The sequence below is a fragment of the Lactobacillus delbrueckii subsp. jakobsenii ZN7a-9 = DSM 26046 genome, assembly GCF_001888925.1.
In the GTDB taxonomy this organism is placed as follows: Bacteria; Bacillota; Bacilli; order Lactobacillales; family Lactobacillaceae; genus Lactobacillus; species Lactobacillus delbrueckii.
This window is the reverse complement of sequence record NZ_CP018218.1, coordinates 642,680-667,460: the sequence shown is the minus strand read 5'-3', so window position 1 is coordinate 667,460 and position 24,781 is coordinate 642,680. Positions and strand designations below refer to the sequence as shown.

Here is a 24,781-nt window from a genome sequence, read left to right as displayed (position 1 = left end):
AAAAAGCTCCCTAGCAATTAGGGAGCTAAACGCACATAGGGTGCCCACGCAAAATAATAACGACTTTTCAGCCGCAAGTCAAGGACAAAATCCTATTCTTCGTCTTCACCGTCATCAAGGTCGTCGTCATCCATTTGTGACAGCTGACCTTCGATCCCGTCTGGCAATGAGTCGTCATCTTCGTCGTCTTCATTGTCGTCGTAATCGTCATCGTAATTGTCGTCAGCGTCATCTTCGTCAGCGTCACTGTCGTCGGACAAGTCTTCGTCTTCTGGGTCATCGTTTTCGTAGTCGATCACGTCATCGCCTTCAGTCGTGGCCAGGAAGGCGTTGACCTTCCTGTGGTGCCTGCGAGTTGATGCTTCGTCGCCGTCGTCTTCTGGGTGGTCAACTTCTTCATCGACAGCTTCAAACTTGAACCAGGTCCGCAGGGCCCAGACATTTTCACCCATGGAAATGAAGCGGCCATCGATGTTCATGTCCGTGTAAAATTGCGGCAAGCGCTGGCGAATTTCTTCGTCGCTCTTGTTCAGGTACTTTTGCATTTCGTTAACGATATCGGCAAAAGCCATTCTTTCGCCACGGTCTTCCAGAATTGCGTGTGCAACTTCAATCATTGACAATTCGTTGCGATCCACGTCTTTAAAATCAGCTAATCCCACAGTTGAACGTCCTCTCTATTCAATCTTGTCTATTTTACACGTCATTTAAGCAAAAATCAACGAGACGGCATAACTACCAATTAAGTCTACACCACTAAAGAGGTCATATTCAACTTCAAGTTGCTGACCAGCGGCATTTTCTTTCAATTCCAGGCGCTTGGTTTCCGACAAAAGATCCAGCTGCCGGCCCTCAACCACATACTTGCACTGCCCCTTCTCGCCTAAAATAAAATGCATTTGGGAGAAGTTGCTGTGGTCAGTCCCTCGCCGGATTAAGAGCTCCTGCTCTTTTACGAGCATCTTGACCGGCACCTTTTCCGCCTCGTAAAAAATTCTTTTCACCGCGCCGTCTTCCCGCAATTCGCCTTCTGCCTGCTGGCGGATGGTTTCCGTTTGCTCGCCCTGGGTAATCTTGCTCGTCAAATCGATCTTAATCTTGCTCATCTTTATAAAAAATTCTTCTCCTTTAACAGCCGCAAGCAGCGGCCTCTGGCAACTTTTGCTATAATTTCTATAGCTAATCAAGCACATCTTACTATGTTTTGGCAAAAATATAAAACAATAAGAATGGAGGATTTACTTTTGACAAAATTTGACAGTCCTAAACTGGCCCGCGAAGTCGTCGTCCGTGACCCGGTCCACGGCTATATCCACCTGGACACCCAAGTGGCCCTGGAAGTCGTCCGCTCGCAAGAATTCCAGCGGATGCGGCGGATCAAGCAGCTGGGCCCGACGGCCTTCGTCTTCCCCGGCGCTACCCACACCCGCTTTGAGCACAACCTGGGCGTCTACGAACTGGCCCGACGGATCAGCAACCTTTTTACTGACAAATACCCTAGTCAAAGTACCGGCGACGGACTCTGGGACCCCAGCGAAAACCTGCTGGTGCAGATGGCCGGCCTTTTGCATGACATCGGCCACGGCCCATACTCGCACACCTTTGAGCACCTTTTCGGCACCAACCATGAGCAGATCGGCCAGCAGATCATTCTGGATCCTTCCACTGAGGTCAACCAGGCTTTGAGCAAGGTCGACCCGGACTTCCCAAAGGCGGTGGCCAGCGTGATCGCCAAGACCTACCCTAATCCCCAGGTGGTCAAGCTCATCTCCAGCCAGGCGGACGCCGACCGGATGGACTACCTTTTGCGGGATGCCTACTTCACGGGGGCTTCTTATGGGGAATTCGACCTGTCCCGGATCTTGCGGGTCATCCGCCCTTATGAAAAAGGGGTTTGCTTTACGGCTAACGGGATGCACGCCGTTGAAGACTATATCGTCTCCCGCTACCAGATGTACCAGCAGATCTACTACCACCGGGTCAACCGGTCCATGGAGGTCATCCTTCACCACCTTTTGAAGCGGGCCCAGTACCTCTACCAGGAAAAAGAACTGCCGGTTACGCCAAGTTTAGCCAGATTTTTGGCCGGGACCTGGGACTTGCAAGACTACTTGAAGATGGATGACGGGGTCATAGAGACCAACTTCAGCATGTGGACTGAGTCCAGCGACCCGGTTTTAGCAGACCTAACCAAGCGCTACCTCTTCCGGCGGCCTTTAGCCAGCGCGAAGATCAACGAAGAAAGCAAGCAGCTTTTACCGCAATTAAAGGACTTGATCAAGAAGGCCGGCTTTGACCCGGACTACTATACCGGAGTAGGGTCAGCCTTTGACGAGCCATATGACGCTTATAAGCCAAGTGGCAAGAACGCCAACAGCCAGATCGAGATCATGCAGGAAGACGGCAGCTTGATTGAGTTGTCCCAGCTCAGCCCCCTGGTCAAGGCCTTAAATGGAACCCTGCAAGGCGATGAGCGCTTCTTCTTCCCGGTTGCCATGCTCAAGCAGGCAGATTTTCAGCAGTACCTGAAAAACGGGGAATTGCTTACGAAAAAATAAGGCAAAAGAATAATTTCCAAAAGGAAACAACCGTTGCAGAATTTGCAGCGGTTGTTTTTGCATACAGGTCCTTACTTGTCCTTGTACTTGTTAGCGTCGTAACGAGTGTCAAAGAGCGGACTCATTGGCTTGTGTTCCATGATCAGCTTGATAGCGTCACCCATCAAAGGCCCAACGGAAACGAGAATCATCTTATCGAGGTTCTTTTCGGCTGGCTGTTGGATTGAGTCGGTCAAGACCAGGTTCTTGATTACGGAATTGTTCAAGCGGTCTACGGCTGGGCCGGACAAAACGGCGTGGGTCGCGCAGGCGTAAACTTCGGTAGCACCGGCGTTCTTCAAGGCCTGGGCAGCCAGGGTGATAGTGCCGGCAGTGTCGATCATGTCGTCAATCAAGATGGCCCGCTTGCCCTTGACGTCACCGATGATGTTCATGACTTCGGAAACGTTGGCCTTTGGCCGGCGCTTGTCGACGATGGCGATTGAAGTGCCCAGGAATTCAGCTAATTTTCTTGCCCGGGTAACGCCACCGTGGTCTGGAGAAACGACAACAGCGTCTTCTTCCAGGTGGTTGCTCAGGAAGTAGTCAGCCAATAAAGGAGCACCCATCAAGTTGTCGACAGGGATGTCGAAGAAACCTTGGATTTGCGGAGCGTGCAGGTCCAGTGAGAGGACGCGGTCAGCCCCGGCAGCTTGAATCATGTCTGCGACCAGTTTAGCAGTGATTGGTTCTCTGGCCCGGGTCTTCCGGTCTTGACGAGCGTAGCCGTAGTAAGGCAGGACGATGTTTACGGAAGCGGCACTGGCCCGGCGGACAGCGTCGATCATGATCAAAAGTTCCATAAGGTTGTCGTTGACCGGCGCGCTTGTGGATTGGATCAAGAAGACGTCCTTGCCACGGACAGAATCGTCGATGTCGACTTGAATTTCACCGTCGCTGAAGCGAACGACGCTTGAGGTTGAAAGCTTTAACCCCATCCGCTTAGCGATCTTTTCTGCCAACGGTTTGTTTGAGTTAAGCGCAAAAAGCTTGATGTTGTCCTTGTAAGACATAATTCCCTCCGAAAAAAACAGCATTTAACAGTTCTATTCTAACAAAATCCGGCATTCTTTTGTTGGAAAAAAGGGATTTGTGTTCAGTTTTTAAGCAAAAAATTCCTCTTACTCCTATTTTGACCTGAAAGAAGAGCAAGAAAGCCTTTTGTTTTTCAAGCGGATAGAAAAAATCGTCTGTTTTCGGGCAAAGAAAAAAGCTCTGACAATTGTCAAAGCTTCTTCTGGATTACTTAGATGCGATTACCTTAACGGCGCTGGCCTTCAGGTAGGCGCTGTTGCCGATGTAGTAGTACTTGCTTCCCTTGATGGTGATAGTCTTGGAAACCTTGTACTTGGTCCCCTTGTAAGCTACAGTACTCTTCCAGCCTTGGTAAACGTATGGGCTCTTCTTAGTGAACTTTGAACCGTCCTTGTGGTAGAAAGGAGTGGTCTTCTTAGTTACTTGAATTTGAGTTACAGTCTTCTTTGAGCTGGTCTTCTTGGAAGAAGAGCTGCTTGAAGTTGAGCTGGAAGTTGAACTAGTCTTCTTGGAGCTGGACTTGCTTGAGCTTGAAGTTGAACTAGTCTTCTTGGAAGTAGTCTTGCTTGAACTAGTGCTTGCCTTCTTTGTGCTTGAAGTTGAGCTGGACTTAACCGTCTTAGTTGCAGTTACCTTGACGTCGCTGGCCTTCAGGTAAGCGTCGTTGCCGATGTAGTAGTACTTAGCACCCTTGATGGTTACAGTCTTAACTACGTTGTAGCTGGTGTTCTTGTAAGCTACAGTGCTCTTCCAGCTGCCGTAAACGTAAGGCTTCTTCTTGGTGAACTTAGAACCGTCCTTGTGGTAAAAAGGAGTGGTCTTCTTAGTTACCTTAACCTTGGTTGCTTGCTTAACCGTGGTGGTTTTGGCAAAAGCCGCGTTTTGAGTAAGCAGGGCGGCTGGAGTAGCCATGGTCAAAGCCAATGATGCTGATGCAAAAGCAATTTTCTTAGTAAACTTCATCGATATGCAAACCTTTCTTGCTTCTTTTTGTACATTGCCTAGATTATACACCCTCTGTTTAAAAATTGCTTATTAAAGTTCTCAAAAGAAAGGCAATTTTTCCTTAAAAGCCACTGTAAGCGGATTCATTTTACTTATTAAAAAAAGGAGCCGGAGCTCCTTTTCGAGATTATTTCCATTCTTCGTCTTCAGACAAAGGCAGCTTGTGCCAGTAGTCTTCCTTGTTGACCTGCCGGCCCCGGGCGATGGCCATTTCATACTTGCCAACGTCCTTGGTAATGGTTGAGTCAGCCGCGATAAAGGCATGGTCGGCCACATTAATCGGAGAAACCAGGGTTGACCCGGCCCCGATGAAGGACTTATCACCAACCGTCGTGTGGAACTTCTTGACCCCGTCAAAGTTGGAGAAGATGACCCCGCAGCCGACATTGATGTCCTTGCCCAAAGTAGCATCCCCAACGTAAGTCAGGTGCCCGACCTTGGTGTTTTCGCCAATTTCCGCCTTCTTGACTTCCACGAAGTTGCCCAGGTGGGCTCCCCGCTTAATCAAAGCCTTTGGCCGCAAGTGGGAGTTTGGCCCGATGTCCGTGTTGTCTTCCATGATTGATTCTTCAATCGTGGAAGAAGTTACCGTCACGCCGTTGCCGATCTGGCTGTCAACGATTCTTGACCCGGAAGTGATCAAGCAGTCTGACCCGATCACGGTGTGGCCTTTAATTGTCACGCCGCCTTCAATCACCGTGTCATTACCGATTTCCACGTCAGCGTCAATGTAAGCCGTGGCGGGGTCGATAAAGGTAACCCCGTCCCGCATGTGCCCTTCATTGATTCTTCTTTGCATGATCCGGGTGGCTTCAGCCAGGGCGATCCGGTCGTTTACCCCCAGGCTTTCGCTGAAGTCCGGCATCTTGTAAGCCCCGACCTTCTTGCCGGCCTTGCGTAAAATTTCCAAAACGTCAGTCAAGTAGTACTCGCCTTGAGAGTTGTCGTTGCCGACTTGCTTCAAAGCAGCCCACAAGTCCTGGTTGTCAAAGCAGAAGACCCCGGTGTTGATTTCCTTGACCTTCAGTTCTTCCGGCTTGCCGTCCTTTTGTTCCACGATCCGCAAAACATTGCCCTGGTCATCTCTGATGATCCGCCCGTAGCCAAAAGGATCCGGAGCTTCAGCCGTCAAAACCGTGGCCGCGTTGCCTTCTTCTTCATGGTAGGCGAAGAGCTTTTCGAAAGTTTCACTGGTAAAAAGCGGGGTATCCCCGGTTACGACCAGCGTTGCCCCTTCCAAAGCAGCCAGCTGGCCTTCCGCCTGCATAACCGCGTGGCCGGTGCCCAGCTGCTCTTCCTGCATGGCAAATTCAGACTTGCCCGCCAAGACTTTCTCCACGTCTTCTGCCCCGTGGCCGACAATGGTCACGATCTTGCTCGGCTTGACCGCTCTGGCGGCATCAACGACATGTTCAACCATGGCCTTGCCACAAACCTGGTGCAAGACCTTGTAAAGCTTGGATTTCATTCTGGTGCCCTTGCCGGCAGCCAAAACTACGACATATTTTCCCATCTGTTTATAACCTTCTAAATCAAAATAAGCTAGCCTTCATGGCCAGCTTATATTGTAACATTTAGAAACGGTCGAAGTTAGTTCTAGTCAAAAAGTTGCCCGGCTGAGCCAGGATGATTTCCTTTTCGCTGTCGATCTGGTCAATGTTGACCAAGGAAACGTAGTCCTTGATCTTGCGTTCCTCTTCATATTCAGTTTCGCAAAGAACACAGACGCCGGCCACCTGGCAATCAAATTCCTTGACCAGTTGCCGCATCCCGTCCAGAGTGCCGCCGCCCTTCATGAAGTCGTCCACAATCAGAACGTTCGTATCCTTGTCCAGGGCCCGGGTCGGCAACTCCATCTTGGCTACCCGGAAAGTTGCAGAGGACATGTAGTTAACGGACACAGTAGCCCCTTCCGTCACCTTGGACCGCTTGCGGGCGGTTACCGCTGGGACGTTCAAGTAGCTGGCCACGGCATTAGCCAAAGAAATCCCCTTGGTTTCCACCGTCATGACGGCTTCGATATTGGCGTAAGCATAGCGGGTGGCGATCAGCTTGCCGATCATCTCCAGGTCATATGGCCTGCCCAAAATATCTGACAGGTAGACAAAGCCGCCCGGCAGAATCCGTCTGGAGTCCTGGATGCGGCCTGCCAGGTCCTTGAGGTACTTCTCAGCCGGCTTCTGGCCTAAGAACGGGATATAGCGGACCCCGCCGGCTGCCCCGGCAACGGTCTCCAGGATCCCATCCTCGTTGCTGGCCAGAGTGTGCTTCAAAATGGCCAAGTCTTCAGAGATTGATGACTTCGCTGCCCCGTAGCGCTTGGCAAAAAAGGGCAGAGCAATCAAAGTATGCGGGCGCTCCATCAAAAACTTGGTCATATCTACTAATCTTTCAGAACGTTTCATTCTCTTTCCTTCCTAATGTCTGTTTTTGTACTTATACTAATATACTCTAAAGGGCAAAAAAAATCACTAACATTTTCAAGAAATGTTAGTGCAAAAATTCGTATTTTTACTCTGCATCGCTTTCATCATCAAATTCCAGCAGGATGTTCTTGGTCAAAACATCAGTGTAGCTGTATGATGCGTGTTCAAAATTATTACTGTCCTGGTCCAGAGCCACTACAAACACGGCAGGAAACGTGTTCGTCAAAATTCCGCGGCGTCTGGTTACCTTCTTGCGGCCCGCTTGGGCAACGATTGTCAGCTCTTCGCCTAGGTGGGTATCTAACTTCTGCTTAATGTCTTGAATATTGATTGGCAATTATGACACTCCTTCATCAGAATATTGTAACATAATTTCCTATTCAAATCAAGACTGAATTATTTATTCATTTCCGCTATAGCCTGGCTGATTCTGATGAAATCGCTGATGGCCAGTTGTTCCGGCCGCTGGCGCGGGTCCAGGTCCAGGTCGGCCAGCAGCTTTTCCCGGTCTTCCTTGTCTGGAAGCAAAGTCTTCAAGTTGTTGGCCAGGGTCTTGCGCCGCTGGGCAAAGCAGAGCTTAACCACCCGGTTGAACTGCTTGCGGTCGCCAACGTCAGCTGGCTTTTCCAAAGGCGTTAAAACCACTACGGCTGAGTCAACCTTTGGCTTGGGCATGAAGGAAGCGTGCCCAACTTCCAAGGCCAGGTCCACGCTCATTTGAGTCTGCACGGCAATGGACAGGGGGCCATAGGCCTTAGAGCCCGGCTGGGCAGCCAGACGCTCAGCCACTTCCTTTTGCATCATCAAGGTCAGGCTGGTAAAGTCCAGGCTGGATTCCAGCAGGTTGAAAATAATCGGCGTGGTGATGTAGTAAGGCAAGTTGGCCACAACCTTGACGGGCTTGCTTAAATCAAAAAAGCCCGCCAGATCAGTTGCAAAGTCCGCCTTCAAAACATCCTTCATGATCAGCTTGAAGCGCTGGTCCAGGTCTTGGCCGTCCACCTTTTCCGGCAGTTCGTTGGCCAGGATTTCCGGCAGGCTCTGGTCGACTTCATAAGCCGCCACCTTGCCTCCGGCTAAAAGCAGCTGTTCAGTCAAAGAGCCGATCCCCGGGCCGACTTCCACTACCTGGTCGCCGGGCTCAATCCCGGCTGCCCGAACGATCCCCTGGACGGCATCCAGGTCAACCAGGAAGTTCTGGCCCAGGTTCTTCTTGGCGTGCACAAAGTAACGATTGACGATAGCCGCCGTCCTTACCGGACTAGCGATTGGAATTCTGTTGGTCATTTTCCGCCTCCTCTACTGCCTGCTTAAGTTCAGCCAAACTGATGCCAAAAGTCTGCAGGCGCTGGTAAAAACGCTTGGAATTGGCATAGCCGATCCCCAGCTTGATCCCGACTGCCTCCCGTAATTGCCGGGACTGGCGACCCATGGCCAGGCCCAAGTCGACATAGTCCCCGTAGTCAAAGTCAGCCTTTTGGGCTTGGACCTCGCGCAAGTCGCTCAAGGCCCGCTCTAAAGCTTCCTTTGAAGCGTGCTCTACCCCCAGGCTCCCCTTTTTTTGCGGTTCGCCTTCTTTGCGGGTAATAAAGGCCTGCTTGGCCGTTGGCACGGCTTCGGTCACTATCCGGCGGATCCGCTCGCCATTGACGTCAGGATCGGTAAAAACAATAATCTCGCGGCTTTGGGCCAGTTTCTTCAGCTTAGCCAGGACCGCATCAGAAACGGCCGAGCCATTCGTCTCGACCGTCTCAATTCCTGGAAAAAACTGCTTTAAGCGCATCGTATCGTCCTTGCCTTCCACGACAACGACGGCGTTAAAATTCTTCTGCATTTAATCCGTAAATCCTCATTGTATTAGCATAAGTTGCTTCCGCAACTTCGGCCAGATCCAGCCCCTTCAAGTCCGCGACCGCCTGGGCAACGTAGCGGACATAGCCAGGCTCGTTTTGCCGGCCCCGGTAAGGCACCGGAGTCAAAAACGGCGCGTCAGTTTCAACCAAAAGCCGGTCCAAAGGAACCAGCTTGGCTGACTCATGCACTTCCGCGGCCTTCTTGAAGGAAACGACCCCGGAGAAAGAAAAGTTCACGTTCAAGTCCAGGAACTTTTCCGTCCATTCCGGGCCCCCGTTGTAGCTGTGCAAAACCGCCCCGTATTCCAGGTCTGCTTCTTTCAAGATCTGCCAGCAGTCCGCGAAGGCGTCCCTGGTATGGATATTTACCGGCAATTGCAAATCGCGGGCAACTTCAATCTGCCGGGCAAAAACTTTCCTTTGCACATCCCGGGGAGACTCATCCCAGTAGTAGTCCAGGCCGATTTCCCCGATAGCGACTACCTGGCCGCCTTTAACTTGCTCAACCAGCAGGTCTTCAGCTGCCTGGTCATAGTCTTTAGCCACGTCCGGGCAGTAGCCGATGATGGCCTTGACATTGGCAAAGCGCTTAGCTAATTCCAGGGCGCCCAGATTCATTTCCGGGTCCTGGCCCACGCAGTTCATCCCAACCACGTCCAAGTCCCTGGCTTTTTGGATATAATCGGCTTCTTTGCCGGCAAAAGGCTTGTCGTTTAAGTGGGTATGGTTGTCGTAGATCTTCATTAGCCCAGTTCAGCCCCTACCGGGTGTTCGTCGCCGACCAGGGCCAGCTTGACATCGCCGTCAGCTTCGCTGGACAAAAGCATACCCTGGCTTTCGTGGCCCAACATCTTGCGCGGCTTCAAGTTGGTTACAGCCAGAACCTTCTTTCCCAAAAGGATGCTTTCATCTGGGTAGAACTTGCGGATCCCGCTCAAGATCTGCCGCTCGCCGGTCTTGCCGAAGTCCAGCTTGAACATCAAGAGCTTGCTTGATCCCTTGACTGGTTCAACGGACAGGATCTTGCCGACCTGGATCTTGACCTTGGCAAAGTCGTCGATCGTGATCAGCTTTTCTTCCTGCTTTTGTTCTCTTCTTGACTGCTTCTTTGGCTTGGCCTTCTTCATTTCTTCCTTGATGTAGGCCACTTCTTCGTCATTCTTCAAGCGTGGGAAGATTGGAGTTGGCTTGGCAACGACGTTTACATCCCAGGCAAAGCCGCCGAAGTTCAAGTCCTTCTGGCTTTCATCTTCCCAGTCCAGGCCCAGTTGGGCAAACATCTTACCTGGAGTTTCGGTCATAACCGGAGCGATCATGATGGCTACCAGGCGCAGGCTTTCAGCCAGGTTGCTCATGACTCTGGAAAGTTCTTCAGTCTTGCCTTCCTTGTTCAAAACCCATGGGGTAGTTTCATCGATGTACTTGTTGGCCCGGGAAATCAGCTGCCAGACATTTTCCAAAGCGTTGGAGAAGTGCATCTTGTCCATGTTGCCGTAGTAGTCGCTGATTGCCTTGGCGGCAACGGCAGCCAGGTCTTGGCCGTACTTGTCCTGTTCCTGGTCAACCGGGGCAACCAGGCCCTTTTGGTACTGGTTGATCATGGAAACAGTCCGGTTCAAGAGGTTGCCCAGGTCGTTGGCCAGGTCAAAATTGGTCCGTTCAACGAAGTCTTCCGGGGTAAAGGAACCGTCAGCTCCAAATGGGATGGCCCGCATCAGGTAGTAGCGGACCGGGTCCAGGCCGTAGCGGGAAATCAAGGATTCCGGGTAAACGGCGTTACCCTTGGACTTGGACATCTTGTCCTTGTAGATCAAGACCCAGCCGTGGCCGAAGACCTGCTTAGGCAGCGGCAAATCCAAAGCCATCAGCATGATTGGCCAGTAAATGGTGTGGAAACGGACGATTTCCTTGCCGACCAGGTGGACGTCAGCTGGCCAGTACTTCTTGAAGAGGGAGTCATTTTCTGACCCGTAGCCCAAGGCAGTGATATAGTTGGCCAAGGCGTCGATCCAAACGTAAACGACGTGCTTCGGGTCGCTTGGCACCGGAATCCCCCAGTCAACCGTGGTCCGGGTAACTGACAAGTCTTCCAGGCCCGGCTTGATGAAGTTGTTCACCATTTCCTTTTCCCGGGAGTTTGGCTGGATGAATTCCGGGTGGTCCTTGTAGTACTGGAGAAGCCGGTCAGCGTACTTGCTCATCTTGAAGAAGTAGGATGGTTCCTTGACCAATTGAACTTCGTGGCCAGATGGGGCGATCCCGCCGACAACGTTGCCCTGGTCGTCTTTGAAGACTTCCTTAAGCTGGGATTCAGTGAAGTATTCTTCGTCTTCAACTGAGTACCAGCCGGTGTATTCACCCAGGTAGATGTCGCCTGATGCCTTCAGCTTTTCAAAAATCTTCTGGACAGCCTTGACGTGTTCTTCATCAGTGGTCCGGATGAACTTGTCGTAGTTGATGTCCAGCTTCTTCCACAGTTCCTTGATGTCCTTGACCATGCCGTCCAGGTAAGCCTTTGGCTTCATGCCCAGCTTTTCGGCCTTTTGTTCGATCTTCAAGCCGTGTTCGTCGGTCCCGGTCAAGAAGAAGGTGTCATAGCCGCGGGCCTTCTTGTAGCGGGTCATGGTGTCCGCTGCTACCGTAGTGTAGGCATTGCCAATGGTCAAACGGCCAGACGGATAGTAGATTGGCGTGGTAATGTAAAAAGTTTTCTTGTTATCTGCCATAGTGCTTGATCTCCTCAAAAATTCTATACTCCTTATCATACAACAAAAAGCCTTAGCTTATAAAGCCTATCGGCGATTTAACGGGCTTTCGGGCAAAAAAGAACGGTCTTTTTACTAAAGACCGTTCTTTTTCAGTTAAATCAAGAATTTTTCCTTCTTCATGTAGAAGTGCTTGACGACTGTCGTCAAAAGCAGGTAGCAGACCAGGAGGCCAGCCACGATCCACAGGAATTCTTCGTTCAAGTGGACGAACTTCATGGCTCCTGCCAATTTTGAAAATGGCAGAAGGGTCCCGAAGATAGCAGCCCCGAAAGTAGCAAGCATGACTGGGCTTGATGCCCGCTGCTGGATAAGTGGCAGACGTTCGTCGCGCAAGGCATGGATGACCATTTCCTGGGTCCAGAGGGATTCCACGAACCAGCCGGTGTGGAAGATGGCCATGAAGGCCAGCTGCCCTGCCGGTCCTAAGGAAGCGTAGCTGCCGCCAGTAAGGGCCGGGCAGATTACAAAGAAGAGGACGGCAAAGGTGATGACGTCAAAAATTGATGACGTCGGCCCAAAGTAGAACATGAACTTCGGCATGTTCTTGGTTGCCCATTCCCGCGGCACGTGCAGGTAGTCTTCAGACACGCTGTCAAAGGGCAAAGCCAGGCAGCTGGTTCCGTAGAGCAGGTCCAAAATCAAGAGCTGCAGCGGCAGCATTGGCAAGAACGGCAGGAAGACTGAGGCGACCATGATGGACAAGATGTTCCCGAAGTTGGAAGACAAGGTGATCTTGATGTACTTCATGGTGTTGGTCAAGGTCTTGCGGCCGATCCGGACCGCGTGCTCCAAGACGCTCAAGTCCTTCTGCAAAAGGATGATGTCCGCTGATTCCTTGGCCACGTCGACAGCTGAGTCAACTGAGATAGAGACGTCCGCCTGCTTCATGGCCGGGGCATCGTTGATCCCATCACCCATGTAGCCGACCGTGTGGCCGTTTTTCTGCAGGGCATCGATGATCTTGGTCTTCCATTCCGGTGACAGCTTAACGAAGATGTCGCATTCTTCAACGATCTTGGCCAGTTCCTCATCGCTCTTGCCGACCAGGTCCTTTTGCCCGTAAACCGTATCGATGTTAAGGCCGACCTTCAAGGCCACGGCCCGGGTAACGGCTTCATTGTCCCCCGTTAAAATCTTAACGGTAATGCCGTCCCGGTTGAGGCTAGCCAGGGCATTTTTGGCGCTTTCCTTTGGCGGATCCAGGAAGGTCAAGAAGCCGATCACGATCAAGTCGCTTTCATCATCAACCGTGAATTTGCCGACTGGAGACGGGTCAACCTTGTAGGCCAAGACGATAACCCGCATCCCGTCACTATTCAAGTCGTCGATATCTTTAAAAATCTGCTTTTTTCTTTCTTCAGTCAAAGGCAGGATCTGGCCGCCGATTTCCACCTGGCTGGAGACGGCCAGCATTTCTTCAGCCGCCCCCTTGGTAACCAGGAGGTGCTCGCCGTGCTTTTGGTCAGAGTTGGCAACCACCACGCTCATCCGCCGGCGCTGGAAGTCAAAAGGAATTTCGTCGATCTTGTGGTAGTCCCGCTGGATTTCGCTGGTGTCCAGGTCGTCATCAGCCACGTCAATGACTGCCTGGTCGATCAGGTCCTTCATCCCGGTTTGGTAGTAAGAGTTCAGGTAGGCCATCTTCAAAACCCGGTCGGTTTCCCGCATTTCCAGGTTATAGTGCTTTTCCAGGATGACCTGGCCCTGGGTCAAGGTCCCGGTCTTGTCAGTGCAGAGGATGTCGGCTGAACCGAAGTTTTGGATGGAGTTCATCTTCTTGACGATGGTCTGGTGCTTGCTCATTTCCAGGCTTCCCCGGACCAGGTTGGTGGTCACGATGACTGGCAACATTTCCGGCGTCAGGCCCACCGCCGTAGCGATGGCGAAGATCAAAGCATCAGTCCAGTTGCCCTTAGTCAAGCCGTTGACCACGAGAACCAGAGGCGCGATGATGGCCGTCATGGTCAAGAGCAGCTTGGAGACGTTCTTGATCCCGGTGTCAAAAGTCGTCTCCTTCATTTCGGTGTCGGCGATCTGGGCTGCAATCTTGCCGAACACGGTGTGCTCGCCAGTGGCGAAGACCACCCCGCGGCCGGAGCCGGAGACAATAGTCGTGCCTTTAAAAAGGATGTTTGGGTAGTCCAGGTAGTTTTCCATCTTGTCCGGGGTTGGGACAAAGTTGGCATTCTTTTCCGTCGGCGTTGATTCCCCGTTCAAGGAACTGGCTGAGCAGAACAGGTCAGTGCTGGACAAAAGCTTCATGTCAGCTGGAACCATGTCCCCGGCTGAAACGTTGATGATGTCGCCGACCACCACGTCCTTGGTCGGGATTTCCTGGTCCTTGCCGTCCCGGCGCACGTTGGTCGTGACAGAAACCATCTTCAAAAGGGACCGGACGGCGTTGGAAGTGCGGACGTTCTGGATGAAGGACGTAATCCCGGAAACCAGGACCATGACCACCATGATGATAACGGTGCTGAGGTCCTTTTCCCCTTGCGGGGCGAAGATGTAGTTGGTGAACAAGGACATCGTCGCCAAAATAAGCAGGACCAGGGTAAACGGAGTCAGGAAAGCTTCGACCAGAAAGTGGAGCTTGCTGGCTTGGTTGCTGCTCGCGATCTCGTTGGTTCCGGTCTTTTCCCGGATCTTGGCTGCTTCTTCAGTGCTGAGGCCGTTGCTGCTGGTATGCAATTGGGCCAAAGTCACGCTCCGCTTTTCCAGGGCAATTCTTGCAACCCGCTTTGCGTCATCGCTGGCAGCTTTGTTCATTGTCTTGTTGAGCATAATAGTTCTCCCCTCTATGACAACTTCGCAAACGAACCAAAAAATCCCCCTTACAAACCGTAAGGGGGACCTTCCAAAATAGGGCCACGCCATTAACTAATCGCTCAGCTTTAACACTACGTGACGTAAGCACATGCTAGCTACCTGGAAAGTGCCTTATTTCGACAATTTCTATTTAACCCGTTGGCATCTCTGGATGTTTCTGGGCGATAGCGTGTGTTCACGTAGGAGTCTCACCTAACAGTTCATTTGCTCTCTTTTTAACTTTACATAGAAGACTATACACGCTTAAAGCAGGCTTGTAAACCACTTATATGTAAACTTAGCGTTTTTATTTGGTTTTTCTGTGAAAAACCTTTATTTTCTAGCCTGCCGTCTTATCGTAAAGCGCAGGAAGATGATCACGGCCGCGATCAAGACCAACAGGGCCAGCATGATCGGAATTCTGAGGTCAGCTGGCTTGATCACCCGGTTCACTTCCTCGCTGGACAGGTCAAGGGAGTCCTTTTTAAAGCCAAGGCTTTGGTCGATCAAGGTCACGGAAATCTTGAACAGCTCCTGCACCCCTTCATTGAAGGCGATCGGGTCATCAGCCGTGATTTTGGAAGCCGTGTGGCTGAGGATGTTGGCCCGGACCTGGGCGGTAAACTGGCTGTGCAGGTCGCTGCTGCTGTAAAGATAGGCCTTCTTAGTCCCGTCCTTTTGCACGTTGATCACAATATAGAGGGTTCTGCTTGCCTTGCTCAAGCCGGCCGGCTGGGTCTTTTTGGCATTTTGCAGGGTCTCGACGATCACGATCGGGTGCTGGTCAGACTTCTGGTACTTGGCATTCTTTTGGTCAACCATTTTCCAGGTATCGGAATTGATGATGCCGGCATTGTCCTGGACGAAAAAGCTGCTGGCCCCGGTCACCAGGGGAAAAAGGCAGACTAAGGCCAGGAGCCAGGCCAGCCTAGTCGCTACCGTCTTCAAGTTTGTGTGCCAGTTCTTCGACGAATTGGCGGTCAAGCTTAATTTGTTCATAAGGTACTCCACTATCACGCAGCAGTTGAATGGCCAAAGGACTGTCGTGATAATCATAATAATAGTTGATCTTGATCACCCCGGCCTGCAGCAGGTGCTTGGTGCAGTTGTAGCATGGGAAGTGAGTCACGTAGATTTCCGTGTTGTCGGTTGAGACCCCGTTTTTCGCGCAGGAAATCAGACTGTTCATTTCAGAGTGAATCGTCCGCACGCAGTGGCCATCGACTAGCTGGTGGCCCACGTCATCGCAGTGGTCCTGGCCGGAAACTGACCCGTTGTAGCCAGTGCTGAGGATCCGCTTGTCCTTGACCAAGACGCTGCCGACCAGGGCCCGGTCACAGGTTGACCGCTGGGCGATCACCAGGGCCTGCATCATAAAGTACTGTTTCCAGGGAATTCGTTTGCGCGTCATATTAGCCTCGGTTCTTAAAGTAGTTGAAGCCGATCGCATCACGGACTTCCTGCAAGGTTTGGTCAGCCACCTGGTTGGCCTTTTGTGACCCTTGGTAGAGCATGTCGTAAACGGCATCCAGGTTTTCAGCGTACTTTTGCCGGCGTTCTCTGATTGGGGCCAGTTCAGCTTCCAGGACCTTGTTTAAGTAGCGCTTGATCTTGACGTCACCTAACCCGCCCTTTTGGTAGTCTTCCTTAAGTTGGGCAACAGTGTCCTTGTCCGGGTCAAAGACGTCCAGGTAAGTGAAGACGGTGTTGCCTTCAACCTGACCGGGGTCCTCCACGTGGATGTGGTTAGGGTCGGTGTACATGGACATAACCTTCTTCTTGACTGTTTCCGCGTCATCAGACAGGTAGATGGCGTTGCCCAGGGACTTGGACATCTTGGCGTTGCCGTCCAGGCCTGGCAGGCGGCCCTGGCCCTTAGGCGGGAAGTAGCCCTTTGGTTCAACCAGGACGTCGACATTGTAGGTCCGGTTAAAGCTGCGGACGATTTCCCGGGTTTGTTCCAGCATTGGTTCCTGGTCATCGCCGACTGGGACTAAGGTCGCCTTGAAGGCAGTGATGTCAGCGGCTTGGGCAACCGGGTAGGTCAAGAAGCCGACTGGCAGGGAGTCACCGAAGCCCTTTTGCTTGATTTCCGTCTTAACAGTAGGGTTTCTTTCCAGCCGGGACAGGGTTACCAGGTCCATGTAGTCAGTGGTCAGTTCAAACAGGGCCGGGATTTGGGACTGGACAAAGATGGTTGACTTTTCCGGATCCAAGCCAACAGCCAGGTAGTCCAGGGCAACTTCGATCAGGGAGTTGCGGATTTTTTCCGGGTTGCGGGCATTGTCAGTCAATGCCTGGGTGTCAGCAATCATAATGTAAGAGTCATACTTGCCGGTGTTTTGGAGCATGACCCGGTTCTTCAAGGAGCCGATGTAGTGGCCGATGTGCAGCTTGCCGGTTGGCCGGTCGCCAGTCAAAATAATTTCTTTCGTCATTCTTCGCTTTCCTTTGCTAAATTCTTTGTTAAATTGTTTCTATCGGGCGTTATTATTATCATTTTAGCAAAAATAACAAATAGATTAAACCACTCCCGCCGGGCCGGAAGAATCTTTTTGAAAAAAAGTTGCCAAAAGGACTTGGCGAAAGTTTTTTTCCATGCTATACTTAAAACATCTTGCGGGTATAGTTCAATGGTAGAACGCTAGCTTCCCAAGCTAGAGATGAGGGTTCGATTCACTCTATCCGCTTTTTTTATACCATAAATTAACAAAAAAATAAGCGAGGCCAAACGGCCTCGCTTATTTTTTGCTCTCTTCAGTTAAACGGCGATGGTCACAACCGTCAAGACCCCGTTTAAGGCTGCCAGGTAAAGAGGCAGCCAGATGGTCTGGGTGCTGAGGTAGCTCCAGGCGAAAAGCATGCCAAAGGCAAAGTTGAAGGCAAAGATTGCCGGAGTGAACTGGAAGGTCAAGATGGCGTAAAAGAGACCCGAGCAGATTATGCCGACGTAGGCCACGCCCTTTTTCTCAGTTCTGAACCAGTAGTTGAACAAGAAGCCGGTGCAGAGATACTCTTCCAGGATCGGCAGGACTACCCCATTGGCCAGCATCATGAACCAGTATAAGGAGCTGGTGGAATGAGAGGCATAGGCCAGCTGCAGGCCCGAGGCAGGCATGCCTTTGTAGAGCTGCAGGTAGGAGATCCCAATCCGGCCGGCGGCAACCACGAAGCTTAAGAGCAAGGTGAAGTTGAAGCTGCTCAGCCAGGGGACATTGAAGCGTGAATCGAAGAAGCGCTGTTCACGGTTGTAGCGGTAAATGTAAAAAAGCAGGCACATGGCCGCCAGAACCAGGAACAGGATCACGTTCCAGATGCTGATGGACGGGCTCTTGATCGCCAGGTTGTCGGCCAGGGCCGTGAAAACAAAAACTACAAAATAGACGAGGTAACGGACAAGGTTACCTTCGCGTGATCGTGGCGTATTCATCTTATTCCACTCACTCCTCCGTGAAACATTTGTAATTATCTTATTATACCAAAGAAATCGGGCCCTTTTTGGCCTTTGTATGAATATTTTTGGTTACTTTTGCCTTACAATGTTTCATGCTTTTTACCTGAAGGGATGAAAAAAGTGCCGCCAAAACCGGAATATCTGGCTCAAGCAGCACTTTGCTTGTGATTGCATCTGAATTTATTACAAATGTCTCTGGATCTGCTAAAAAATTACCAACAATAATAGAACCACTTTGAAGCTCTTTATTTTTTTAATTCTATTGACATATGTATGTTTTCTTTCTAAAATGTGTTTTACATTAATTTCTCATGAGATTATTTTATCGTTTATTGGAATTACAATAAGTATAACTTTCGAAAAAGAGCAGTCTAACTTTAGAGGAAATAGAAAATGATTATTGCTGATAGTCTAAATATTGGTTATAAAGATAAAGTTGTTGTTCACGATTTATCTTTCTCCCTGGATAAAGGAATGTTTATCGCTTTAATCGGCGCTAATGGTGCCGGGAAATCTACCTTGATTAACAGCTTGATTGGCGTCATTCCACCAGTGTCGGGTCAGATTTCATGGAAACTGAAAACTGATCGGGTTAATCCTTTCAACGATGTTGGCTTCAGTCCCCAAAGCCAGCTGATTGATTGGTATACCAGTGTCTCTGACAATGTGTATCAAGGACCGCTTCTCGCTGGCTTTAAGCCTAAGGAAGCCCAAAAAACAACCAAGCAGGCCTTAAAACTCTTGGGTATTAGTGATTTAAGTGCTAAGCCGGTTGATCATATTTCTGGTGGCCAGCAGCAACGAGTACAAATCGCCAGAGAAATTGCCCGTGAGCCACAAGTCTACATACTAGATGAGCCCACAACCGGGCTCGATGTGGAAACTTCGGAAAAACTATTTACCTACTTAAAGCAAAAAGTTGATGCTGGAAGTATTGTATTAACTTCTTCACATGACTTAACTCTGCTGGAAAGCTACGCGAGTCACGTTCTTTTCTTAGACGATCATGAACAAAAATACTTTGGTCCGCTTACTGATTTTTTGGACAGTGGTACGAGCTTGCGAGAAAAATACCTTAACGAACGGAAGGCGATAGAAAAATGAATCCGCAACATTTTAGAAATATATCTTTGGGATTACGGTCAATCAGAATTGTTGCCAACAATGAGTGGCGGGCTTTCGTGCATAATAAAGGCTTGCTCTTATCAATGTTCATGCAGCCGCTTATTACTTACGGCTTGTTGGTAATGGCTTTGAATCAAAATTTAGCTTCCGTTCACTACGAATCACTAATTTTGCCCTACAAGCAGTACGCATTGACCGGTGTTTTGAGTTTCTTCATGACCACCCAGATGTCGCAAGCGATGTACCGGGCGACAGTTGATAAAGAATATGGTTTACTGGCTATTAAATTTACGAATGGTGTTCAGCCATGGCACTACCTAACTGGAATGAGCTTCTTCCCAATTGCCGGTCTCTTATTTCAAAGCGCGGTATTGATTGTTCTTGGACTTGCTACAGGTGGTGTGTACAATTTAGGGTTATTGCTACTATCTCTGCTTGTATTAATCATCTCACTTGAATTCTGGTCCACGTTGGGAATCGTTCTTAGCACACGGATTTCTTCTTACCAGCAACGAGACATTATCATGACCTTGATTTTCTCACCAGTTGCATATGCTGCGCCAACGCTTTATGTCTTCAGCAATAATTCTCCACTGATCATTAAAGTGTTAGCCTATATCAATCCTCTATCCTACCAATTAAAAGCACTTAGAACTGTAGCCTTTGGTATATTTAACATTAACGATTTGTTAATTGCTCTAATACTCACAATTATAATGATTATTTTTGCCCAGATAATTTTACGTAAAATGCCATTAAGTCTGGCTGAAAGATAGTATGCGTAAAATAGTTGAATATATTTTCTGTCGCGACTGTAAGAAAGTCTATTTTTACTTGCATGGAGGTCCCTTATTTACCCTTAGAAATTGGCAAGAAGACCCTTTCGCAACTATGCTCTACAATGAGCAACGGAATTTTATTTTGGTGAACTACCCTATTGTTTATGATGACGGTGGAATTAGTGACTACCGATTTTTAAAAGAATATTTTTGGGAGTATAAAAGACAAAATCCAAATACAGAAATGGTTTTACTAGGAGAAAGCTACGGCGGATACCTAGCCAGTCTGTTTGCAGCCGAATATATATTCAGAAAAATTATAGCAATAAGCGCGTTCACCAGTATTGCTTATCAAGAGTTGTTTTCATCTGAGCGATCTTGGCTTAAGGACTATCTTTCAGAAAATGCGCTTGATTTTTACACTCTATGTCGGGACAATCAATAAGGTAAATACTCGAACTATTTTTATAATCGGCTCTAGAGATTCAAGAGTTCCCTATCAGCAATTTTTAGCGCTACCATTCATGAAGAAATTCAAAGTTAATATACTACCTGGATTTACTCACAGAGAAAGCGGGACGAGGCTTGAATATGTTGTCTCGTTAATCAAACAAGGATTGTAAACTAAATAGATATACCCCCATATTTCAATTTTGGGGGTATTGTTTATGCCTAAATAAACTATAGATAGCAGAAAAAAGTGCCGCCAAAGCTGGAATATCTAGCTTAAGTAGCACTTTGCTTTTTCTATTTTAGTCCATAATCGCGCAGCTCATGGCAAAGTAGACCAGACCCAGGCAGGAAAAGAAAATGACGACTGGCCAGACAGCTTTAGCGACGTTTTTTTGCCGGATGCCACTGACAACCAGATAGATCACCAAGCCAAGCAAGGTTAAAAGGCCCAGAGCCACGATTAAGAGGTGGTGCCACAGCCAGAAAATCACACTGTTGCCGACAACAAGAAAAACTCGTTCCCAAAACGGAAGGCGTGAAGCTTGGTACATAGCGACTCCTCCTTAGAGATCAAATATCATACCTATTCTGCTTTAGTTGCGATAATTGTAGCACCAATCATGAGCAAAGCGTAGCAGTTTTTTTACTTTTTGTTCAGAATAAATTAATAAGTGCTGTTGAAGAAGGAATACCAAGCTTCAGCAGCACTTATTTTAATATGATTAAGTTTTCAGTAGATTACTTCAGAACTACGCCATTAGCACCAACTGCAGAGTAGCGGGCCAAGTCCAGTTGCAAGCTGATAACGGCCTTTGGCAGTTCGTTTTCAGCGAAGTTGGACCGCAATTGAGTATCCAGGTTAGACGCAATTGAGCGGATTGATTCTGACTTTTCAGTCTTCTTAACAGCTGCTTCAAGCAGCTTGCTCAAAGCCGCATTTGCCTTGACTGCCGGATCATTTGCGACAGTTTCCAATTGCTTCTTGAACGCTTCTTCTGCTTCGTTTTCTTTCTTGTTAAAAAACATCGTACAACCTGCCATAAATAAAAAATTAAACAATATTTTTCGCTTACATTCTAGCACTGTTTGTAATTGGTGGAAGAACTTTTCCTTATCAGCTCTTGCCATCATTCTATATTTTTTACTTCATTTTTTTATAAAAGGGACCAATTCTGTTGTTATCGAGACTGATCCTGTTCTTCTCCAAGTGCTGCGATCTGCTTCTTCTTATCTCTCGAGAAGTAAACTATATCTCCGTTTGGAAAAGTTACGTATCTTTTAGCCAAATCTACACTAACAACATTATCCGGATTGATTACGCATGACTGCGAAACCTTTAGCAAAAAATCATTTTCTTCATCTAGCTTAGAAATGTTGTTCTTAAATTCGCTGTCACCATTTGCCGCCACTAAATGAACTTTGTGCTGCATCGTACTGTTTTCGATATAGTAAATTTCAGAAGCGCTGACTCTTTGTAAATGCCGGCCGCACTTGTAACTAAAATACTGATGGTTTACGTGACTTAAAAGGTACAGATTATCAAAGGCTGCTTGTAGAGTTTCCTTTAGCCGTTGCATAAAGGCGGCAGAGGGCAGTTCCTTGTTGATGTAATCAATTGCGCCAATTCGCCGACGATAGGTCAATGGGGCGTATTTATCATACGCTGTCACAAAGATTATCTGCGCGTTGGGATCACGACTTCGAATAAACTCAGCCAAGTCAATGCCTGTCTTAATCCCCTTGTTCAATTCAATGTCTAAAAAATAAAGTGCATTAGTCGTTTCGTTAGCTACCAAATAGCCAGCTACCTCTTCAAAACTGTTGGCAACCAATGCTAAGTCCACCTTGCTCTGCCGGTAATTTTCGTTGTCATCTGACAAATTCTCGCTGGCATAAACTATCCTTTGAGCAAGGCTTTCAGCCAAAGACGCATCGTCATCACACACAATAACCTTATATTCCAACTTACTCATCCTCTTCTTGATCAATCGTTAAGTAAAGGTCAAACCAGCCATCCGAAACATTGTATGAGATATCTAATTCTGAATACTTTTGTTCGATATCTTGTAAATTTGCCAACCCTAGCCCTTGATGTCCTGTTTTCGTTGTAAAGCCTTTAGTCGCTAGATTTGTATGCTGTCTTTTCCCCTGAACGATCTTGTTTCGGATTTCAAACTCTAGACTATCTTTTGTTTCTTGGTAAAGCATCGCCTGTATCTCTGGATGACCATTTCTTTCTGAAAGAGATTGACTCTCCTCTAATGCATTGTCAAAGGCAATCCCAATTACTCTAACTAAGTCAAGTTCATCAACATTGCCTGGGATTGACGCAATTGTCTGCCGACATTCAAAATCATAAGGAATGCCTGCTTGATATATGGCATTCAGCTTCGTGATAATGAGGCTCTTAAGAGTTTTAACTTGAATGTGGTTTGTGTCTTTATACTTAAGAAGAGCCTGGGAATCGAGGTTTTCAGCAGAATAGCGTTCCAATTTATCTAACAGCTCTTGAACATTCCCTTCAGCTGCACTGACTTTCAGCGAATTCAGCAGATTCCGGTAATCATGCCTAAATGCCCGGAGATTATCTTCACTTTGTTCAAGGTAGTTTGCATATTCCTCCAGCTCTTTTTGCTTTTGCTGCTGTAATTGGGCTTTAAAACGTGCATCCTCTGCCCTTCGCAAAGCATAATAAACGATCCAGCTAAAAGCTGCTTGCCCAATTGACAGGTAAGAATAAACAATAACAGAAGGTTTGGCCTCATCAAGAAAAATATTGATCAAATTAACTACCATCAATGAGCAGAATGAATACGCTAATAAACTCCAAAATATTTTTCGGTATTGGTCTTCCAATCTTTGCAGTAGCCATTGTCGAAAATGCTTAATCAACAAAATACATAGAGGATAGTAAACAATAGACAGCCCCAATGTGCAGAGACTAAGCATTAATTCGCTGATATTTGGAATTCTTTGTAAGAAGACAATAATCAAATCATACAAAAAATCTATTAGCAACCCCACCATAAAGGCGCCTGAAACCTTGACTAAGCCATATTTTCGATAGTACCAAGTGAATAGTATCAATTCCACTACACTAGCTGCGTTTGTTTCCCATCTCCCTTGCATGGCCATTAAGATTGCTAGTATACATAGTCCGAAAGAAAATATTCGATCGCGATAACCAGTCAGCTTAATTTCCGCTAAATGGTAACCAACATATATATCAAACGCAACCGAAATAGCAGCTGACAAAACACCAGCGATCAATTCAACATATAGCTTAATTTCTTCCATGGCGCTTGTAATGCAATAAACGGAAAATCAAGGAAGCTTCACTATTTTTCACTTGAGTAGCACCGCCAATATAAATACCAAATCCTGCAATACTTCCCCCAACAATCTGTTCCAATTCTTCATCTGTCAGTGTTTCAACTTTATGCAAGTTATTATCCATAATTTTCTTTCCTTTTATGAAAAATCAACTATTTTTATCCTAACAAATTTTAACTCAAACGTGAAAAAGAGACGGATTATGTCAAAATTCAGACTGATTTTTCATCCCTCTTCCACATCCAGCTAATCCTCCCGGCAATGATATAATAGTAATAAAACTGAAAGGAGACGTTTTGATGCCTGAATTAGAAAAGATAGTCGAACGCCCCTTGATCACCATCACCAACCTGATCTGGAGCTTTAACAAGGAAACCCACCGGGTTCAGCTGCTTTTAGTCAAGCGCAAGGACGAACCTTTTGCGGACCGCTGGGCCCTGCCGGAAACCCTCCTTCGGGAAAACGAAAGTGCCGACCAGGCTGCCGTGCGCTTGATCAAAGAAAAAATCGGCCTTGACCTTCCGGAATCTTCCACCGAACAGCTGGCCACCTTTACCTCTCCCCACCGGACGCCCGGCGAGCGGGCCCTGGCCCTAACCTACATGACCTACCTGCCCGCCATGCCAAACCTGCGGCCCGGCTACGGAGCCAGCGATGTTGCCTGGTTCGCCTTTGAAAACTTCGGCCACAAGTATGAGCTTTTTTCCGCTGCCAAGGATCTGACCTTTGAATTAGCGGAAAATTCCCACGCCCTGGCCTTTGACCATGACGAAATCATCGCCGTGGCCATCCAGCGCATCCGCAACAAACTGGACTACCAGCCCAGTATCCTGCAGATCCTTGGCCCCGAATTCACCCTCCGCGAAGCCCGCGAGGTCTACGCCCCCTTCTTCCAGACCACAGTCGATGAGATCGACAACTCCAACTTCCGCAAGACCCATGGCTCCCTCTTTACCGAGCTGGGCGTGCAGAAGAATTACCACAAGAGCGGACGGCCGCCAAAGCTCTATTGCCTTAAGGAAACGCAGAGCAATATCCTCTGGAGAAAGGCTAACAACAAGCAAGGCTAAAACTGCCTTGCTTTTCTTTTGCAAAAAACCACCCTGCCTGAGCAGGGTGGCCTGTAATTCTTTAAAACTAACTAG

26 protein-coding genes, 1 tRNA gene and 1 riboswitch are annotated in these 24,781 nt (G+C 48.5%); of the genes, 6 read left to right on the top strand and 21 right to left on the bottom strand.

Features of this window, described 5'->3' with window-relative positions; genetic code table 11:
- Positions 1 to 92 precede the first annotated feature (92 nt).
- Both rpoE and LJ046_RS03430 read right to left on the bottom strand, forming a co-directional pair.
- Positions 93 to 662 (bottom strand): DNA-directed RNA polymerase subunit delta, encoded by a 570-nt coding sequence (rpoE, locus tag LJ046_RS03435; protein WP_002878697.1) that lies wholly within the window; start codon positions 660 to 662, stop codon positions 93 to 95.
- A 45-nt stretch (positions 663 to 707) separates the two neighbouring features.
- A complete protein-coding gene (locus tag LJ046_RS03430) occupies positions 708 to 1,106 on the bottom strand; it encodes a YwiB family protein (protein WP_002878700.1) in 399 nt (132 codons plus the stop codon).
- Positions 1,107 to 1,244: 138 nt separating this feature from the next.
- Here LJ046_RS03430 and LJ046_RS03425 point away from each other — a divergent pair, with 138 nt between their 5' ends.
- The gene (locus LJ046_RS03425) at positions 1,245 to 2,558 is read left to right on the top strand and encodes an HD domain-containing protein (RefSeq protein WP_002878701.1); all 1,314 of its coding nucleotides are present in this window, start codon (positions 1,245 to 1,247) and stop codon (positions 2,556 to 2,558) included.
- Positions 2,559 to 2,629: 71 nt separating this feature from the next.
- Here the strand turns inward: LJ046_RS03425 and LJ046_RS03420 are convergent, their stop codons facing one another.
- From LJ046_RS03420 to trpS, 13 genes are all read right to left on the bottom strand, one after another.
- The gene (locus LJ046_RS03420; protein WP_002878703.1) at positions 2,630 to 3,610 is read right to left on the bottom strand and encodes a ribose-phosphate diphosphokinase; all 981 of its coding nucleotides are present in this window, start codon (positions 3,608 to 3,610) and stop codon (positions 2,630 to 2,632) included.
- Positions 3,611 to 3,839: 229 nt separating this feature from the next.
- On the bottom strand, positions 3,840 to 4,595 hold the full coding sequence (locus tag LJ046_RS03415; protein WP_002878707.1) for a hypothetical protein: 756 nt from the start codon (positions 4,593 to 4,595) through the stop codon (positions 3,840 to 3,842).
- Positions 4,596 to 4,764: 169 nt separating this feature from the next.
- Positions 4,765 to 6,150, bottom strand: coding sequence for a bifunctional UDP-N-acetylglucosamine diphosphorylase/glucosamine-1-phosphate N-acetyltransferase GlmU (gene glmU / locus LJ046_RS03410; protein ID WP_002878710.1), 1,386 nt, complete (start codon positions 6,148 to 6,150; stop codon positions 4,765 to 4,767).
- A gap of 61 nt (positions 6,151 to 6,211) precedes the next feature.
- Positions 6,212 to 7,042 carry a pur operon repressor gene (gene purR, locus LJ046_RS03405; RefSeq protein ID WP_002878711.1) on the bottom strand — a complete coding sequence of 277 codons (831 nt, stop codon included), beginning with the start codon at positions 7,040 to 7,042 and terminating at the stop codon, positions 6,212 to 6,214.
- 106 nt (positions 7,043 to 7,148) lie between these two features.
- The gene (locus LJ046_RS03400) at positions 7,149 to 7,400 is read right to left on the bottom strand and encodes a Veg family protein (protein WP_002878713.1); all 252 of its coding nucleotides are present in this window, start codon (positions 7,398 to 7,400) and stop codon (positions 7,149 to 7,151) included.
- A gap of 59 nt (positions 7,401 to 7,459) precedes the next feature.
- Positions 7,460 to 8,350 carry a 16S rRNA (adenine(1518)-N(6)/adenine(1519)-N(6))-dimethyltransferase RsmA gene (gene rsmA / locus LJ046_RS03395; protein ID WP_002878715.1) on the bottom strand — a complete coding sequence of 297 codons (891 nt, stop codon included), beginning with the start codon at positions 8,348 to 8,350 and terminating at the stop codon, positions 7,460 to 7,462.
- Complete coding sequence (gene rnmV / locus LJ046_RS03390; protein ID WP_002878717.1) at positions 8,325 to 8,897, bottom strand: ribonuclease M5; 573 nt, start codon at positions 8,895 to 8,897, stop codon at positions 8,325 to 8,327. Before rnmV ends, rsmA begins: the two co-directional genes overlap by 26 nt.
- Positions 8,881 to 9,660: a TatD family hydrolase gene (locus tag LJ046_RS03385; RefSeq protein ID WP_002878718.1), complete on the bottom strand. Its 780-nt coding sequence runs from the start codon at positions 9,658 to 9,660 to the stop codon at positions 8,881 to 8,883. The genes rnmV and LJ046_RS03385 overlap by 17 nt, the downstream gene beginning before the upstream one ends.
- Positions 9,660 to 11,642 (bottom strand): methionine--tRNA ligase, encoded by a 1,983-nt coding sequence (metG, locus tag LJ046_RS03380; protein ID WP_002878719.1) that lies wholly within the window; start codon positions 11,640 to 11,642, stop codon positions 9,660 to 9,662. The genes LJ046_RS03385 and metG overlap by 1 nt, the downstream gene beginning before the upstream one ends.
- A gap of 135 nt (positions 11,643 to 11,777) precedes the next feature.
- Positions 11,778 to 14,468, bottom strand: coding sequence for a magnesium-translocating P-type ATPase (gene mgtA / locus LJ046_RS03375; protein ID WP_002878721.1), 2,691 nt, complete (start codon positions 14,466 to 14,468; stop codon positions 11,778 to 11,780).
- Between the two features lie 88 nt (positions 14,469 to 14,556).
- Positions 14,557 to 14,720, bottom strand: a riboswitch (M-box (ykoK) riboswitch).
- 105 nt (positions 14,721 to 14,825) lie between these two features.
- The gene (locus LJ046_RS03370; RefSeq protein WP_002878722.1) at positions 14,826 to 15,440 is read right to left on the bottom strand and encodes a hypothetical protein; all 615 of its coding nucleotides are present in this window, start codon (positions 15,438 to 15,440) and stop codon (positions 14,826 to 14,828) included.
- Positions 15,421 to 15,903: a deoxycytidylate deaminase gene (locus LJ046_RS03365; protein ID WP_025896120.1), complete on the bottom strand. Its 483-nt coding sequence runs from the start codon at positions 15,901 to 15,903 to the stop codon at positions 15,421 to 15,423. The genes LJ046_RS03370 and LJ046_RS03365 overlap by 20 nt, the downstream gene beginning before the upstream one ends.
- A gap of 1 nt (position 15,904) precedes the next feature.
- Entirely contained in the window at positions 15,905 to 16,930 is a 1,026-nt protein-coding gene (gene trpS / locus LJ046_RS03360) for a tryptophan--tRNA ligase (protein ID WP_002878734.1), read from the bottom strand.
- A 181-nt stretch (positions 16,931 to 17,111) separates the two neighbouring features.
- Between trpS and LJ046_RS03355 the strand changes: the two genes are divergently transcribed.
- A tRNA-Gly gene (locus LJ046_RS03355) sits at positions 17,112 to 17,182 on the top strand.
- A gap of 71 nt (positions 17,183 to 17,253) precedes the next feature.
- Here LJ046_RS03355 and LJ046_RS03350 read toward each other — a convergent pair.
- Positions 17,254 to 17,922 (bottom strand): CPBP family intramembrane glutamic endopeptidase, encoded by a 669-nt coding sequence (locus tag LJ046_RS03350; RefSeq protein ID WP_002878737.1) that lies wholly within the window; start codon positions 17,920 to 17,922, stop codon positions 17,254 to 17,256.
- 417 nt (positions 17,923 to 18,339) lie between these two features.
- On the opposite strand from LJ046_RS03350, the gene LJ046_RS03345 reads away from it, so the two are divergent.
- The 3 genes from LJ046_RS03345 (at position 18,340) to LJ046_RS10345 (ending at position 20,295) form a co-directional block, all read left to right on the top strand.
- On the top strand, positions 18,340 to 19,050 hold the full coding sequence (locus tag LJ046_RS03345; protein WP_002878739.1) for a metal ABC transporter ATP-binding protein: 711 nt from the start codon (positions 18,340 to 18,342) through the stop codon (positions 19,048 to 19,050).
- The gene (locus LJ046_RS03340; protein WP_002878742.1) at positions 19,047 to 19,847 is read left to right on the top strand and encodes an ABC transporter permease; all 801 of its coding nucleotides are present in this window, start codon (positions 19,047 to 19,049) and stop codon (positions 19,845 to 19,847) included. Before LJ046_RS03345 ends, LJ046_RS03340 begins: the two co-directional genes overlap by 4 nt.
- 115 nt (positions 19,848 to 19,962) lie before the next feature.
- Positions 19,963 to 20,295, top strand: a complete 333-nt coding sequence (locus LJ046_RS10345) for an alpha/beta hydrolase family protein (RefSeq protein WP_231128070.1) — start codon at positions 19,963 to 19,965, stop codon at positions 20,293 to 20,295.
- 307 nt (positions 20,296 to 20,602) lie between these two features.
- On the opposite strand, the gene LJ046_RS03330 is transcribed toward LJ046_RS10345, so the two are convergent.
- The 5 genes from LJ046_RS03330 to LJ046_RS09975 all read right to left on the bottom strand — a co-directional run bounded on the left by LJ046_RS03330 (position 20,603) and on the right by LJ046_RS09975 (position 23,760).
- Positions 20,603 to 20,854 carry a hypothetical protein gene (locus LJ046_RS03330; protein ID WP_002878745.1) on the bottom strand — a complete coding sequence of 84 codons (252 nt, stop codon included), beginning with the start codon at positions 20,852 to 20,854 and terminating at the stop codon, positions 20,603 to 20,605.
- Positions 20,855 to 21,041: 187 nt separating this feature from the next.
- Complete coding sequence (locus tag LJ046_RS03325) at positions 21,042 to 21,329, bottom strand: bacteriocin immunity protein (RefSeq protein ID WP_002878746.1); 288 nt, start codon at positions 21,327 to 21,329, stop codon at positions 21,042 to 21,044.
- Positions 21,330 to 21,481: 152 nt separating this feature from the next.
- Entirely contained in the window at positions 21,482 to 22,276 is a 795-nt protein-coding gene (locus LJ046_RS03320) for a LytR/AlgR family response regulator transcription factor (protein WP_002878747.1), read from the bottom strand.
- Entirely contained in the window at positions 22,269 to 23,600 is a 1,332-nt protein-coding gene (locus tag LJ046_RS03315; protein ID WP_002878748.1) for a GHKL domain-containing protein, read from the bottom strand. Before LJ046_RS03315 ends, LJ046_RS03320 begins: the two co-directional genes overlap by 8 nt.
- Complete coding sequence (locus LJ046_RS09975; protein WP_133281440.1) at positions 23,587 to 23,760, bottom strand: ComC/BlpC family leader-containing pheromone/bacteriocin; 174 nt, start codon at positions 23,758 to 23,760, stop codon at positions 23,587 to 23,589. Before LJ046_RS09975 ends, LJ046_RS03315 begins: the two co-directional genes overlap by 14 nt.
- A gap of 175 nt (positions 23,761 to 23,935) precedes the next feature.
- On the opposite strand from LJ046_RS09975, the gene LJ046_RS03310 reads away from it, so the two are divergent.
- Complete coding sequence (locus LJ046_RS03310) at positions 23,936 to 24,706, top strand: NUDIX hydrolase (protein ID WP_002878749.1); 771 nt, start codon at positions 23,936 to 23,938, stop codon at positions 24,704 to 24,706.
- The last annotated feature ends 75 nt before the right edge of the window (positions 24,707 to 24,781 follow it).

What these genes read in the sequence shown, in the direction of transcription:
- LJ046_RS03430 (WP_002878700.1), bottom strand. Translation starts at nt 1,106, where the DNA reads ATGAGCAAGATTAAGATCGATTTGACGAGCAAGATTACCCAGGGCGAG.
- LJ046_RS03420 (WP_002878703.1), bottom strand. Translation starts at nt 3,610, where the DNA reads ATGTCTTACAAGGACAACATCAAGCTTTTTGCGCTTAACTCAAACAAA.
- LJ046_RS03415 (WP_002878707.1), bottom strand. Translation starts at nt 4,595, where the DNA reads ATGAAGTTTACTAAGAAAATTGCTTTTGCATCAGCATCATTGGCTTTG.
- glmU (WP_002878710.1), bottom strand. Translation starts at nt 6,150, where the DNA reads ATGGGAAAATATGTCGTAGTTTTGGCTGCCGGCAAGGGCACCAGAATG.
- purR (WP_002878711.1), bottom strand. Translation starts at nt 7,042, where the DNA reads ATGAAACGTTCTGAAAGATTAGTAGATATGACCAAGTTTTTGATGGAG.
- rsmA (WP_002878715.1), bottom strand. Translation starts at nt 8,350, where the DNA reads ATGACCAACAGAATTCCAATCGCTAGTCCGGTAAGGACGGCGGCTATC.
- rnmV (WP_002878717.1), bottom strand. Translation starts at nt 8,897, where the DNA reads ATGCAGAAGAATTTTAACGCCGTCGTTGTCGTGGAAGGCAAGGACGAT.
- LJ046_RS03385 (WP_002878718.1), bottom strand. Translation starts at nt 9,660, where the DNA reads ATGAAGATCTACGACAACCATACCCACTTAAACGACAAGCCTTTTGCC.
- metG (WP_002878719.1), bottom strand. Translation starts at nt 11,642, where the DNA reads ATGGCAGATAACAAGAAAACTTTTTACATTACCACGCCAATCTACTAT.
- mgtA (WP_002878721.1), bottom strand. Translation starts at nt 14,468, where the DNA reads ATGCTCAACAAGACAATGAACAAAGCTGCCAGCGATGACGCAAAGCGG.
- LJ046_RS03365 (WP_025896120.1), bottom strand. Translation starts at nt 15,903, where the DNA reads ATGACGCGCAAACGAATTCCCTGGAAACAGTACTTTATGATGCAGGCC.
- trpS (WP_002878734.1), bottom strand. Translation starts at nt 16,930, where the DNA reads ATGACGAAAGAAATTATTTTGACTGGCGACCGGCCAACCGGCAAGCTG.
- LJ046_RS03350 (WP_002878737.1), bottom strand. Translation starts at nt 17,922, where the DNA reads ATGAATACGCCACGATCACGCGAAGGTAACCTTGTCCGTTACCTCGTC.
- LJ046_RS03345 (WP_002878739.1), top strand. Translation starts at nt 18,340, where the DNA reads ATGATTATTGCTGATAGTCTAAATATTGGTTATAAAGATAAAGTTGTT.
- LJ046_RS03340 (WP_002878742.1), top strand. Translation starts at nt 19,047, where the DNA reads ATGAATCCGCAACATTTTAGAAATATATCTTTGGGATTACGGTCAATC.
- LJ046_RS10345 (WP_231128070.1), top strand. Translation starts at nt 19,963, where the DNA reads ATGCTCTACAATGAGCAACGGAATTTTATTTTGGTGAACTACCCTATT.
- LJ046_RS03330 (WP_002878745.1), bottom strand. Translation starts at nt 20,854, where the DNA reads ATGTACCAAGCTTCACGCCTTCCGTTTTGGGAACGAGTTTTTCTTGTT.
- LJ046_RS03325 (WP_002878746.1), bottom strand. Translation starts at nt 21,329, where the DNA reads ATGTTTTTTAACAAGAAAGAAAACGAAGCAGAAGAAGCGTTCAAGAAG.
- LJ046_RS03320 (WP_002878747.1), bottom strand. Translation starts at nt 22,276, where the DNA reads ATGAGTAAGTTGGAATATAAGGTTATTGTGTGTGATGACGATGCGTCT.
- LJ046_RS03315 (WP_002878748.1), bottom strand. Translation starts at nt 23,600, where the DNA reads ATGGAAGAAATTAAGCTATATGTTGAATTGATCGCTGGTGTTTTGTCA.
- LJ046_RS09975 (WP_133281440.1), bottom strand. Translation starts at nt 23,760, where the DNA reads ATGGATAATAACTTGCATAAAGTTGAAACACTGACAGATGAAGAATTG.
- LJ046_RS03310 (WP_002878749.1), top strand. Translation starts at nt 23,936, where the DNA reads ATGCCTGAATTAGAAAAGATAGTCGAACGCCCCTTGATCACCATCACC.